The organism is Kitasatospora sp. NPDC029367, from assembly GCF_055569135.1.
On the sequence record NZ_JBVHYH010000088.1, the window covers coordinates 1 to 10,674 of the forward strand.

Annotated in this window: 12 protein-coding genes; 10 read left to right on the forward strand and 2 right to left on the reverse strand. The window is 72.9% G+C overall.

Annotated elements, in window-relative coordinates; all coding sequences use genetic code 11:
- The 3 genes from ACZ4W5_RS33125 to ACZ4W5_RS33135 form a co-directional block, all read left to right on the forward strand.
- Positions 1-96: acyl-CoA dehydrogenase family protein (locus ACZ4W5_RS33125; RefSeq protein WP_157849844.1), on the forward strand; the 96-nt coding region annotated here is incomplete at its 5' end.
- A gap of 203 nt (positions 97-299) precedes the next feature.
- Positions 300-1,166: an oxidoreductase gene (locus ACZ4W5_RS33130; RefSeq protein WP_465658724.1), complete on the forward strand. Its 867-nt coding sequence runs from the start codon at positions 300-302 to the stop codon at positions 1,164-1,166.
- Between the two features lie 127 nt (positions 1,167-1,293).
- Complete coding sequence (locus tag ACZ4W5_RS33135) at positions 1,294-1,761, forward strand: GNAT family N-acetyltransferase (protein WP_465658725.1); 468 nt, start codon at positions 1,294-1,296, stop codon at positions 1,759-1,761.
- A gap of 62 nt (positions 1,762-1,823) precedes the next feature.
- Here ACZ4W5_RS33135 and ACZ4W5_RS33140 read toward each other — a convergent pair whose 3' ends face one another.
- Positions 1,824-2,420, reverse strand: coding sequence for an NAD(P)H-dependent oxidoreductase (locus ACZ4W5_RS33140; RefSeq protein WP_360244280.1), 597 nt, complete (start codon positions 2,418-2,420; stop codon positions 1,824-1,826).
- A gap of 133 nt (positions 2,421-2,553) precedes the next feature.
- Between ACZ4W5_RS33140 and ACZ4W5_RS33145 the strand changes: the two genes are divergently transcribed.
- The 3 genes from ACZ4W5_RS33145 (at position 2,554) to ACZ4W5_RS33155 (ending at position 4,673) form a co-directional block, all read left to right on the forward strand.
- Positions 2,554-3,003 carry a MarR family winged helix-turn-helix transcriptional regulator gene (locus ACZ4W5_RS33145; protein WP_402491351.1) on the forward strand — a complete coding sequence of 150 codons (450 nt, stop codon included), beginning with the start codon at positions 2,554-2,556 and terminating at the stop codon, positions 3,001-3,003.
- A gap of 140 nt (positions 3,004-3,143) precedes the next feature.
- Positions 3,144-3,644, forward strand: a complete 501-nt coding sequence (locus ACZ4W5_RS33150; RefSeq protein ID WP_360244286.1) for a peptidylprolyl isomerase — start codon at positions 3,144-3,146, stop codon at positions 3,642-3,644.
- Positions 3,645-3,839: 195 nt separating this feature from the next.
- The gene (locus tag ACZ4W5_RS33155) at positions 3,840-4,673 is read left to right on the forward strand and encodes an arylamine N-acetyltransferase family protein (RefSeq protein ID WP_465658727.1); all 834 of its coding nucleotides are present in this window, start codon (positions 3,840-3,842) and stop codon (positions 4,671-4,673) included.
- A 39-nt stretch (positions 4,674-4,712) separates the two neighbouring features.
- On the opposite strand, the gene ACZ4W5_RS33160 is transcribed toward ACZ4W5_RS33155, so the two are convergent.
- The gene (locus tag ACZ4W5_RS33160) at positions 4,713-6,002 is read right to left on the reverse strand and encodes an LCP family protein (protein WP_465658729.1); all 1,290 of its coding nucleotides are present in this window, start codon (positions 6,000-6,002) and stop codon (positions 4,713-4,715) included.
- A 179-nt stretch (positions 6,003-6,181) separates the two neighbouring features.
- On the opposite strand from ACZ4W5_RS33160, the gene ACZ4W5_RS33165 reads away from it, so the two are divergent.
- The 4 genes from ACZ4W5_RS33165 (at position 6,182) to ACZ4W5_RS33180 (ending at position 10,490) form a co-directional block, all read left to right on the forward strand.
- Positions 6,182-6,259, forward strand: coding sequence for a putative leader peptide (locus tag ACZ4W5_RS33165; protein ID WP_350509645.1), 78 nt, complete (start codon positions 6,182-6,184; stop codon positions 6,257-6,259).
- Between the two features lie 48 nt (positions 6,260-6,307).
- Complete coding sequence (gene ssuE / locus ACZ4W5_RS33170; RefSeq protein WP_465658731.1) at positions 6,308-6,862, forward strand: NADPH-dependent FMN reductase; 555 nt, start codon at positions 6,308-6,310, stop codon at positions 6,860-6,862.
- Between the two features lie 255 nt (positions 6,863-7,117).
- Complete coding sequence (locus tag ACZ4W5_RS33175; protein ID WP_360244297.1) at positions 7,118-7,903, forward strand: ABC transporter ATP-binding protein; 786 nt, start codon at positions 7,118-7,120, stop codon at positions 7,901-7,903.
- Between the two features lie 19 nt (positions 7,904-7,922).
- A complete protein-coding gene (locus ACZ4W5_RS33180; RefSeq protein ID WP_465658732.1) occupies positions 7,923-10,490 on the forward strand; it encodes an ABC transporter permease in 2,568 nt (855 codons plus the stop codon).
- Positions 10,491-10,674 lie beyond the last annotated feature (184 nt).

Here is a 10,674-nt window from a genome sequence, read left to right on the forward strand (position 1 = left end):
CCGGTGGAGCGGATGATGCGGGACGCGAAGATCACCCAGATCTACGAGGGCACCAACCAGGTCCAGCGGATCGTGATGGCCCGCAACCTGCCGTAGCCGTCCGGCACTTCGCAACGGCCCCCGACCGCCGCCGTGCGGTCGGGGGCCGTTCGTCGTCCGGCTGTTCGTCCGGCCCTGGTCCGGCTGTTGGTCCGGCTGTTGGTCCGGCATCCGACTCTCCTGGACGAACGGGTTGCCGGATGTCATAAATGATCGTCAACTCGTTTGCCGAGCACGATCATTGCGGGAGACCACGGATCATGAGCAGCACCCCCGAGCAGCGCGCCGACGCCAAGGTCTGGCTGATCACCGGCGCCAACTCCGGCTTCGGCCAGGCGATCGCCGAGGCCGCGCTGGCGGCCGGCGACACCGTCGTCGCGGCGGCCCGCCGCCCCGAGACGCTGGCCGAACTGGCCGCCGCCCACCCGGGCCGGCTGGTCCCGGTGCAGCTGGACGTCACCGACCAGGAGCGGATCCCCGCCGTGGTCGCCGAGACCGTGCAGCGGCACGGGCGGATCGACGTGCTGGTCAACAACGCCGGGCGCGGCCTGATCGGCGCCGTCGAGGAGACCACCGACGCGGAGCTGCGCGACCTCATGGAGCTGCACTTCTTCGGCCCGGCCGCGCTCACCCGGGCCGTGCTGCCGCACATGCGGGCCCGGGGCACCGGCGCCGTGGTGCAGATGAGCAGCATGGGCGGCCGCTTCTCCTTCCCCGGCGTCGGCGCCTACTCGGCCACCAAGTTCGCCCTGGAGGGGCTGTCCGAGGCACTGGCCCAGGAGGTGGCCGGCTTCGGGATCAAGGTGCTGGTCGTCGAACCGGGCGCGTTCCGGACCGGCTTCGCGGGCGGTGGCGCGCTGGCCCACTCCGCCCCGATCGAGGCCTACGAGCCGCTGGTCGGCCCGGTCCGCACCGGCCTGCCGGACTCCGACGGCAAGCAGCCGGGCGACCCGGCGAAGGCCGCCGCGGCGATCCTGAGCGCGCTGGCCGCCGAGCGGACCCCGCTGCGGCTGGCGCTCGGCACCGACGCGGTGGACGCCGTCCTCGGCCACCTGGACGGCGCCCGCCAGGAGGCCGAGGCCTGGGCGGCGGTCGGCCGCGGCACCGACTTCCCGGCCGGGGCCTGATCCCCGCCCGGCGGCCCGCCGGGTCTGATCCCCGCCCCGGCGGCCCACCGGGTCTGAATCCCTGCCCCGGCGGCCGCCGGGGAAATTCGGGCGACGGCGGGCAGCCCGGCTGCCTAGGCTGCCCGCCATGTCCGACAAGATCAGCCTCGCCCGGCTCACCCCCGAGAACATCGACGCCGCCCTCGCCCTGCGGGTCCGCCCCGACCAGGAGGGCCTGGTCGCCCCGGTGGCGAAGTCGCTGGCCGAGGCGTACGTGTACGGGGACGCGGCCTGGCCCCGGCTGATCGTGGACGGCGGTCGGCCGGTCGGCTTCGTGATGGCCTTCTTCGACCTCCGCTTCCACCCCGAGCGGCCCGACGACCGCCTCCGTTCCGGCCTGTGGCGCCTGCTGGTCGACGCCGGGCAGCAGAGCGGCGGCTACGGCCGGTTCGCGGTCGAGCAGGTCTGCGCGGAGATCCGCCGCCGTGGCGGCACCCGGGCGACGGTCACCTACCACCCGGGCCCGGACGGCCCCGCCGGGTTCTACGCCCGGCTGGGCTTCCGCCCGACCGGCGAGCTGAGCGGCGGCCAGGCCGTGGCGGAGCTCGACCTGTAGCCGCGTTGCCCGAGCGCCCTTCGCCCGAGCGCCCTCGCCCGAGCCCCGTCGCCCGGGCCGGCTCAGTCGAGCAGCGCGGCCGCCTGCTCCCGGGCCTGCCGCAGCCACTCGGCGCGCTCGGCGGCGGGGGCGCCGGTGACGGTGCGGAACACCGTCCGCCGTACGTCGGTGACGCCGACGTACGGCAGCACGCAGGCCGCCCAGATCCGCTCCAGCGGGTCGCCGAACTCCTCGCGCTCCCGGGCCTCGGGGGTGTCCGAGGTGTTCAGCACCAGGGCCCGCCCGGCGCGCAGCAGTCCGGCGGGTTCGCCGTCGGCGGTGCCGAGCTTGTACGCGACGCCGGGGACCAGCACCCGTTGCACCCAGCCCGCCAGGACCGCGGGCGGCATGCCCCACCAGTTGGGGTGGATCAGCACCAGGGCGTCCAGGGTGGCCACCTCGGCGCGGTGCGCGGCGAGTTGCGGGTCGGTGGCGGCCCCGGCGTCGTCGACCGTGCCGGTCTCCCCGGCGGTGAGCAGCGGCGCGAACCCGTCGGCGTACAGGTCGTGCGCCCGGACCTCGCAGCCGCGCCCGCGCAGTTCGTCCACCACGGCCTGGTACAGCGCGTGGTTGAAGCTGCCCGGCCGCGGATGCGCCAGGTAGACCCCGATCCGTGTCATGTTCCGCCCCCCTCGGGCTGGTTGGAGGCCGATGCTACTGGTCGGCCGTTCCGGTGGCGGCCTGTGGCCCGCGAGGCGCCCGTCGACCCCGGCACTGTGTGCACACGCACGCAACCTAGGTACGATGAACGGCATGGACCGCGCCGATCTCTCCCTGGGCCCCCTGTCGGAGCAGGACCACGCCTTCTACGGCCTGGTCTGGGCCGGCACCACGCTGGCCGCCCGGGTGGACCGGGAGCTCGCCCGGGTGCACGGGCTGCCGCTGTCCTGGTTCGAGGTGATGCTCTGGCTGGCCGGGCAGCGGGAGCCGGTGGCGGCCTCCGACCTCGGCGCCAAGACCATGCTGAGCCGCAGCCAGGTCTCCCGGGTGGTGGATGCCCTGGCCGGGCGCGGGCTGGTGGCCCGTACGCCCTCGGCCTCGGACGCGCGCTCGGTACGGATCGAGCTGACCGAGCAGGGCCGTGCGCTCTTCGCCGAGGCGGACGCCACCCGGCGGGCCGTCCTGGCCCCGGTGTTCACCGACCGGCTGGACGCGGCGGACATCGCCGCCCTGGAGACGGTGTGGCGCAAGCTCAAGGCCTGAGCCCGCCGGGGGGAGGGGGAGGGGCGGGCGGCTACCCGGCGCCGGCCGGGCGAGCCGGACGGCCGGATAACACGCCGCCGTGACCTCGCGCCCTACGGGGGTGGCGCGCGACGCGCGGCCGCTCGTGCCATGATCCCTGCATGGGTTCCAACGTTTTCTTCGACATCACCATCAACGACGAGCCGGCGGGCCGCATCGTCTTCAAGCTGTTCGACGACGTCGTCCCGCAGACCGCCCGCAACTTCCGCGAGCTGGCCACCGGCCAGAACGGCTTCGGCTACGAGGGCTCCGGCTTCCACCGTGTGATCCCCGCCTTCATGCTGCAGGGCGGTGACTTCACCAACCACAACGGCACCGGTGGCAAGAGCATCTACGGCGAGAAGTTCGCGGACGAGAACTTCCAGCTCAAGCACGACCGCCCGGGCCTGCTCTCGATGGCCAACGCCGGCCGGAACACCAACGGCTCGCAGTTCTTCATCACCACCATCGTCACCGACTGGCTGGACGGCAAGCACGTCGTCTTCGGCGAGGTCGTCGAGGGCATGGACGTCGTGAAGAAGATCGAGAGCCTCGGCTCGTCGAGTGGCCGCACCTCGGCCACCATCAAGATCGCCAAGTCCGGCGTGGTCGAGTCCGTCTGACCGCAGCCCTCCTGGGCCCTGACGCACACCACCGCCCCGGAGCGGGGAGTCGGATCTGCCGATCTCCCGCTCCGGGGCGGTGGTGTCTCCCGGTGGTGTCTCCCGGTGGTGCCTCCTGGAGGTGCGTCCCAGGCCGAAGGGCCGATGCCGGCGGCCCACCGGCCCGGGCCCGCCGCCCGGGTGGAGAATGGCCGGGTGGATCATGAAAACGCGTACGAGGAACTGCCCCCGGCCGTACGGGCGGCCTACCTGGAGCGGATCGGGGTGCCGGACCCCGGGGCGCCGTCGGCGGCGGGCCTGGCGCGCTTGCAGGAGGCCCATCTGCGGGCCGTCCCGTTCGAGAACCTGAGTGTCCACCTCGGCGAGCCGATCGTGCTGGACCCGGCGGCGCTGGTGGCGAAGGTGGTGGACTGTCGGCGCGGCGGTTTCTGCTACGAACTCAACGGCGCCTTCGCCGAGTTGCTGCGCTCGCTGGGGTACCGGGTGAGCCTGCTGGCCGCCCGGGTCTTCGGCGGGGACCAGCCCGGGCCGCCGTTCGACCACCTGGCGCTGCGGGTCGACCTGGACGAGCCCTGGCTGGCCGACGTGGGGTTCGGCCGGTTCACCCGGCTCCCGGTGCGCCTGGACGGGCGCGCCGAGCAGTCCGACCCGCACGGCACGGCGCTGCTGCGGCCGTACGGCGATGACGGCGACCTGGACGTCCTGCTGGACGGGGTGCCGCAGTACCGGATCGGCCGACGCCCGTACCCGCTGGCCGACTTCGTGCCGACCTGCTGGTGGCACGCCACCTCGCCGAAGTCCCCGTTCGCCCGGGGGACCACCTGCTCGATGCTCGCCGCGGACGGCGGCCGGACCACCCTCAACGGCACCCGGCTGGTCCGCACCGCCCCCGACGGCACCCGCACCGAGGAGGAACTCACCGAGGCCGCCGCGCTGTCCGCGTACCGCGAGCACTTCGGCATCGTGCTCGACCGGCTGCCGGTGGCCGCCTCCGCCGGAACGAGCGGCAGCCCGACGGACCCCGCCTGACGGCCGCAGGGGCCTGTCCGACGGACAGGCCCCGGGCGGCTACTTGAACTCGGGCACCGCGGTGTCGTTCTTGAAGGCCTCGAAGACCTGCTTGGACTTGGCCGCGTCCCACTGCACCGCCGACTCGCCGGTCTTGGTGTGGAAGTCGGCGTTGCCGATCGGGACGGTCATGCTCCTGCCGCCGCCGCCGTTGACGTCCTTCATGGCGAGGAAGAGCGAGCCCAGGTCGGTCAGTCCGCAGTCGTCGTCGACGATCAGGGTGCCGAGCGCCGAGTCGACCAGCGGGTAGAAGGTGAACGGGTTGAGCACGGTGCCCGGGGAGGCGGCCTGGTGGGCGAGGGCGCCGAGGAACTTCTGCTGGTTGCGCATCCGGCCGAGGTCCTGGTCGGCCATCTGGTGGCGCTGGCGGACGAAGGCCAGGGCCTGGGTGCCGTTGAGGGTCTGGTCGCCGGCCTTGAGGTCGAGGCCGGAGTCCTTGTCCTTGATGTCCTGGTCGATGTGCAGCTGGACGCCGCCGACGGAGTCGACGATGCCCGCGAACCCGGCGAAGCCGATCTCGGCGTAGTGGTCGATGCGGATTCCGGTGTTCAGTTCGACGGTCTGCACCAGGAGCCGGCCGTTGCCGGTGGCGAAGGCCGAGTTGATCTTCGAGGTGGTGGCCTTGACGGTCTTCCCGGCGCTCGTCCTGAACTCGGGGATCGGCACCCAGGAGTCGCGCGGGATGCTCATCAGCGTGTTCCCGTGGTCCCCGACGTGCAGGATCATCATCGAGTCGCTGCGCTTGCCCTCGACGTCGTGGCCGGTGTGCATGGTGTCCATCTGGGACTCGCTGAGGCCCTCGCGGCTGTCGGAGCCGACGATCAGCCAGTTGGTGCCCTTGCCGGCGGCCGGGCGGCCCGGGTAGTCGGCCAGCACGTTCTCGTGGTTGAGCTTGGAGTCCGCCCAGAACCAGGTGGAGACGCCGGTCACCATGACGGCGATCAGCAGGCCGAAGACCGTCCACTTGACGATCCGCCGCCGCGGCCAGCGCCGGGCCTGCGCACCGCCCGGCCGCGCACCGGCGGGGCCGCCGGGACCACCGGGGCCGCCGGGCCGGCCCGGTCCGCCGGGGCCCGGGCCGCCGGGGCCCGGCCGTCCGGGGCCGCCAGGGGTGCCCTGCGGCGGGACGCCGCCGAGGCGGTGCGGCGGTTCCGGCTGCCGGGGGGCGGGCGCGCCGGCCCCGCGCGGGTTGAGGGAGGCCGGCAGCGGTGGCTCGGACGCCGCGCCGCCGCCGTTGCCTCCGTAGGGGTTGCCTCCGCCGCCCGGGCGGCCCTCCTGCCACGTGTTCATGCCGTCGAGGATGCCCGACCCCGGTCCGGCTGACTCCCCCCGGGGGTCCCAGCCGGGCCTCTTGTAGCAGTTTTGATGCACGTACCGGATCGTTCCGGCGTGAAACGTGCCCGTCACCGTCGTTCCGGCTGCCGAAACGATTCTTGACCGGTTCGAACGCACCGTGTTTGCATTTCGACATGGATCAGAGTTGGGCACTCACGCGTCGGCGCCACGTCGACCTCCAGCGTGTGTCCGGTTCGCTCTGTCGTCGTTGAAGCGCGCCCGTCGAGACCACCGACCCGCTTCCAGCCAGAGGTGAACCCATGGCCACCGTCCTGTCCGTTTCCGGCTCCCCGTCCGCCACCTCCCGTACCACCCGGCTGCTGCGCCACGTCGACGCGCGCCTGGTGGACCGCGGCCACCACGTCATCCCCTTCGAGGCCCGCAGCCTGCCCGCGCAGGCCCTGCTGTCCGGCGACTTCGACCACCCCGGGATCGTCGCCGTCACCGAGCTGTTCGCCCGTGCCGACGGCGTCATCATCGGCACCCCCGTCTACAAGGCCGCCTACTCGGGCCTGCTCAAGGCCCTGCTCGACGTGCTCCCGCAGTACGCGCTGGCCGGCAAGGCCGTCCTGCCGCTGGCCACCGGCGGCTCGCCCGCGCACGTCCTCGCCGTCGACTACGCGCTGCGCCCGGTGCTCAGCTCGATGGGCGCCGGCCACATCACCCAGGGCTGGTTCGTGCTCGACCGCCACATCACCGCCGGGGAGGACGGCCGGACCCTCGTCGAGTGCGAGACCGACGCCCAACTCGTCCCCGTCGTGGAGGGGTTCGCCGACGCCCTGGAACGGCTGGCCGCACCGGTGCTGACCGGCTGACCCGCCGCCGGCCCGACCCCGTACGGGGCGCCCCCGAGAAGGCTCGCGGCACCCCCTAGGGGAAAGGGGTGCCGCACCCGTAGAACCTTGGTTGCAGCGCTTCATTCCGACGGAGGACGAGCCGTCCGGGACCGGCTCCTAACGTGGTTCCTACATCCCCGCCCCACACAAGGCGGCCCGATCCGATCGGGTCCGCCGGCCGACCGCATCGGGAGGGTGGGGGTCGACGGGTGGGCCACTTCTTAGGAGACTCCAGTGACGACGGCAGCAGCCGTGTACGACCCCCAGCTTCCCGGCGGAGCGTCCGCCGTCGCCGCCTCGGCCCGCCAGGTGACCAAGGCCTACGGTTCGGGCGAGACCAAGGTGACCGCGCTCGACGCGGTCGACGTGGACATCCAGCGCGGCCGTTTCACCGCGATCATGGGCCCCTCCGGCTCCGGCAAGTCGACCCTCATGCACTGCCTGGCCGGGCTGGACACGGTCACCAGCGGGCAGATCAGGATCGGCGACACCGAGATCACCGGCCTCAAGGACAAGCAGCTGACCCGCCTGCGCCGGGACAAGATCGGCTTCATCTTCCAGGCGTTCAACCTGCTGCCGACCCTGAACGCGCTGGAGAACATCACGCTGCCGATGGACATCGCCGGCCGCAGACCCGACCAGGCCTGGCTGGACCAGGTGGTGGAGACCGTCGGCCTGGCCGGCCGGCTCAAGCACCGCCCCACCCAGCTCTCCGGCGGCCAGCAGCAGCGCGTCGCGGTGGCCCGCGCCCTGGCCGCCCGCCCCGAGATCATCTTCGGTGACGAGCCCACCGGGAACCTGGACTCCCGGGCCGGCGCCGAGGTGCTGACCTTCCTGCGCCGCTCGGTGGACGAACTGGGCCAGACCATGGTCATGGTCACCCACGACCCGGTCGCCGCCGGCTACGCGGACCGCGTGCTGTTCCTCGCCGACGGCGTGATCGTCGACGAGATGCACGCGCCGACCGCCGACTCCGTCCTCGAACGCATGCGCCGTTTCGACGGCAAGCGCACCAGCTGAGCGGCGGGACGACGAAACCATGCTGCTCAAGACCTCACTGCGGAGCTTCTTCGCCCACAAGGGCCGGATGGCGCTCTCGCTCATCGCCGTCGTGCTGTCGGTCGCCTTCGTGTCCGGCACCCTGGTGTTCTCCAACACCGCCACCAGCACCTTCTCCAAGCTGTTCGCCGCGACCGCCTCCGACGTCTCGGTCCAGCCGCCCAAGCCGGCCGAGGACGAGGACCCGCAGCCGGGGAACAAGCCCGCCACCGTCCCGGCCGCGCTCGCCCAGCAGGTCGCCGCGCTGCCCGGCGTGAAGACCGCCGTCGGCCAGGTCATGGTCGGCAACGCGATCCTGGTCAACCCGGCCACCGACAAGCTGGTCGGCCCGACCAGCGGCGCGCCCACCCTGGTCGGCAACTGGACCGACACCCCGCGCAACGCGGTGAAGCTCACCTCCGGGCACGTCCCGCAGAACTCCGGCGAACTGGTACTGGACGCGGACACCGCCAAGAAGGCCAAGCTGGCCGTCGGCGACCGGATCCGGGTCGACAACGCGGGCGGCCGGCACCCGTACACGATCGTCGGCATCGCCACCTTCACCACCACCAACCCCGGTGCGGCGCTGGCCTTCCTGGACACCCCGACCGCCCAGCAGGTGCTGCTCGGCGAGCCGGCCTACACCTCCGTCGAGGCCTACGGCGACGGCAGCCGCACCGACGACCAGCTCAAGGCCGACGCCCTCGCCAAGGTCGGCGGCGGCTACCAGGTCAAGACCGCGGCCGAGCAGAAGGACGAGAACACCAAGGCCATCGGCAGCGGCCTCGACTTCATGAAGTACGCGATGCTCGGCTTCGCCGGGATCTCGCTGATCGTCGGCGGCTTCCTGATCATCAACACCTTCTCGATGCTGGTCGCCCAGCGCACCCGTGAGATCGGCCTGCTGCGCGCCATCGGCGGCAGCCGCGCCCAGGTGAACGGCTCGGTGCTGGTCGAGGCGCTGATCCTGGGCGTGCTCGGCTCGACCCTCGGGGTGGCGGTCGGCCTCGGCGTCGCCGTCGGCCTGATCAAGCTGATGAACGCGATCGGCATGGACCTCAAGGCCAGCGACCTGGTGATCGGGCCCGACGTCTTCGTGGCCGGCTACGCGGTCGGCATCCTGATCACCGTCGTCGCCGCCTGGATCCCGGCCCGCCGAGCCAGCCGGATCGCCCCGATGGCCGCCCTGCGCGACCACGGCACCCCGGCCGAGGCCCGCTCCAACGTCGTCCGGACGATCCTCGGCGTGCTGCTCACCGGCGGCGGCGCCGGCCTGCTGGTGCTCGCCGGCCAGGCGGACAAGGCGGGCACCGGCGGGCAGCTCCTGGGCCTGGGCCTGCTGCTCACCCTGATCGGCTTCGTGGTGCTCGGCCCGCTGCTGGCCACCGTCGTCATCAAGGTGCTCGGCGCCCTGCTCCCGGCCCTGTTCGGGCCCTCCGGCAAGCTCGCCCAGCGCAACGCGATGCGCAACCCGCGCCGGACCGGTGCCACCGCCGCCGCGCTGATGATCGGTCTGGCGCTGGTGATCGGCTCCTCGGTGTTCAGCTCCTCGGCGGTCACCTCGGCGAGCGAGCAGATCGACCGCTCGGTGGGCGTGGACTACATCATCTCCGGCGGCCCGACCGGCGTCACCGGGGAGATGATCGACGCGGTGAAGCGGACCCCGGGCATCGACCACGTCACCACCCAGGTCGGGTTCGACAACGGGCGGATCCGGCTGGCCGACGGCCAGAAGCCGCGGACCAGGCTGACCGCGGTGCCGGCCGGCTTCTTCGGCACCGACTTCCACGCCACGGCCGTCGCCGGCTCGGTGGGCTCGATCGGGACCGGCTCGCTGGGGATCGGCGAGACCTTCGCCAAGGACCACAACCTGAGGCTCGGCGACCAGGTCACCGTCGACTACGGCAGCGGCCGCACCCAGCAGCTCCCGGTCGGCGTGGTCTTCAAGAAGGGCGAGCTGTTCGGGGACGGCTCCTTCGTCGGCCTCGACACCGCGACCAAGGTGGTCCCGGCCGCCGACCAGACGGTCGGAACCTTCTTCGCCAAGGCCACCCCGGGCACCGACGTCGCCAAGACGCTCACCGCCCTGGAGGACGCGCTGCGGCAGTACCCGCAGCTGACCGTCAAGGACCAGGCCGGCTACAAGGAGCTGGTGCAGTCCCAGGTCAACACCCTGCTCTACCTGATCTACGGCCTCGTCGGCCTGTCGATCACCGTCGCGGTGCTCGGCGTGGTCAACACCCTGGCCCTCTCGGTGGTGGAGCGGACCCGCGAGATCGGGCTGCTGCGGGCGATCGGGCTCTCCCGCCGCCAGCTGCGCCGGATGATCCGGCTGGAGTCCGTGGTGATCGCCCTGTTCGGCGCCGTGCTCGGCACCGGGCTGGGCCTGGCCTGGGGCGTCACCGCCCAGCGGGTGCTGCGGGACCAGGGCCTCGGGACGCTCTCCGTCCCGACCACCACGGTCGTCGTGACGCTGGTCTCCTCGGTGGTGATCGGTCTGGTCGCCGCCCTCGTACCGGCCTTCCGGGCCGGACGGATGAACGTCCTCGCGGCCATCGCGACGGACTGACCCGGCGACGGGGGACGTCGGGTCACCCCACGGGGAAACGGGGGGAACGGGGGGAAACCGTGGGGAACGGGGGGCGGGGGGGGGGGGGGGGGGGGGAGAAAACCCCCCCCCCCCCCCCTCCCTCCCCCCCCCCCCCCCCCCCCCCCCCCCCCCCCCCCCCCCCCCCCTCCCCCCCCCCCACCCC

Excerpts from the sequence above, each read along its gene's own strand:
- ACZ4W5_RS33130 (WP_465658724.1), top strand. The coding sequence starts at position 300 with ATGAGCAGCACCCCCGAGCAGCGCGCCGACGCCAAGGTCTGGCTGATC.
- ACZ4W5_RS33135 (WP_465658725.1), top strand. The coding sequence starts at position 1,294 with ATGTCCGACAAGATCAGCCTCGCCCGGCTCACCCCCGAGAACATCGAC.
- ACZ4W5_RS33140 (WP_360244280.1), bottom strand. The coding sequence starts at position 2,420 with ATGACACGGATCGGGGTCTACCTGGCGCATCCGCGGCCGGGCAGCTTC.
- ACZ4W5_RS33145 (WP_402491351.1), top strand. The coding sequence starts at position 2,554 with ATGGACCGCGCCGATCTCTCCCTGGGCCCCCTGTCGGAGCAGGACCAC.
- ACZ4W5_RS33150 (WP_360244286.1), top strand. The coding sequence starts at position 3,144 with ATGGGTTCCAACGTTTTCTTCGACATCACCATCAACGACGAGCCGGCG.
- ACZ4W5_RS33160 (WP_465658729.1), bottom strand. The coding sequence starts at position 6,002 with ATGAACACGTGGCAGGAGGGCCGCCCGGGCGGCGGAGGCAACCCCTAC.
- ACZ4W5_RS33165 (WP_350509645.1), top strand. The coding sequence starts at position 6,182 with ATGGATCAGAGTTGGGCACTCACGCGTCGGCGCCACGTCGACCTCCAG.
- ssuE (WP_465658731.1), top strand. The coding sequence starts at position 6,308 with ATGGCCACCGTCCTGTCCGTTTCCGGCTCCCCGTCCGCCACCTCCCGT.
- ACZ4W5_RS33180 (WP_465658732.1), top strand. The coding sequence starts at position 7,923 with ATGCTGCTCAAGACCTCACTGCGGAGCTTCTTCGCCCACAAGGGCCGG.